A 1,294-nucleotide genomic window follows, 5' to 3' on the forward strand; every position below is an offset into this window, starting at 1 on the left:
TGGGCTAACCTAAATTAATGAGACAATATAAAACACCTTCGAAGTGGTACACTTTTAAAAAGTACTTACATCGGAGGTGTTTTTGCATGGGCAAAAACGTATATTCAAGTGAAGTGAAATGGGCAGTAGTCAAAGATAAATTAAGTGGGGAATTTACGAACGAGGAAATTATGAAGAAATACGGAATTAAAAATAATTCACAGATAAAGACTTGGATGAGATGGTTCCGTAACAATGAATTTTATCGATTTGACCAGCCGATTGGTAAACAATACACCTATGGTCTTGGTCCCGATTTAACAAGTGAAGACGACAAGCGGGAACGTCAATTATCACATTTAAAAATGGAGAATGAGATTCTAAAAAAGTACATGGAAATCGAAAGAGAGTTGAAAAAGAAATAGTTCTACAAATCGTCGAGAAACTTAAAGGGAAATATACAATCACCGCTATCTTAGACTCTTTAGAAGTGCCGCGAGCAAGCTATTACAGATGGCGCCTTCAAGGCGTTCGCAGGTCACTTACAGTAGTAGAGGAAGCCATCATAGAGCTTTGTAAAAGAACGAAATATCGGAATGGGCACCGCAAAATCAAGGCGCTGTTAAAACAGACGTACAACATTGTACTGAATCGAAACACCGTTCAAAACCTTATGCAAAAGCATAACTTACAGTGTCGTATTAAGCCTAAACGGAAATGGAAATCTCAAGGGGAAAGTATCATAATTGCCCCAGATCTTCTTAAACGAAATTTCACAGCTAGCGAACCGAACAAGAAGTGGGTAACTGACATCACGTACATTCAATATGGAAGTACAACCAAATACCTTTCTACCATTATGGATCTATATAATAACGAGATTGTGGCTTATAAACTCTATAACCATCAACAAACACCACTCGTAATAGATACCTTAAAGGAAGCACTGGCTGTCCGTAACTATCCCGAAGGGGTGATTGTGCACTCAGATCAAGGTAGTGTATATACTTCATATGCATTCCAGGCTCATATTAGGGATAATAATCTTGTCAGTAGCATGTCAAGGAGAGGAAACTGTTGGGATAATGCGGTGATTGAATCTTTTCATTCGAGTTTGAAGTCTGAGGAATTTCAATATGTTAAATTCAATTCACTGCACAATAAAGATGTAGTTGAACGGGTAATTACGTATTTAACTTATTATAACGAAGAACGTATCCAAGAAAAATTAGGCTACCTAACACCTTTAAATTACAGTGTTAAAGCAGCCTAATCAAGGTGTTTTATAGTTGTCTCAAATCACTATGTCAGTCTA

At 37.1% G+C, this 1,294-nt stretch carries 1 protein-coding gene; it reads left to right on the forward strand.

What is annotated here, in order from left to right; genetic code table 11:
* The first annotated feature begins 86 nt into the window (after positions 1-86).
* A protein-coding gene (locus ACR65F_RS18150; RefSeq protein WP_156138009.1) for an IS3 family transposase occupies positions 87-1,252 on the forward strand; the annotation gives its coding sequence in 2 pieces (ribosomal slippage) (positions 87-363 and positions 363-1,252; 1,167 coding nt in all).
* Positions 1,253-1,294: the final 42 nt, after the last annotated feature.

Source organism: Sporosarcina sp. SAFN-010 (genome assembly GCF_059415065.1).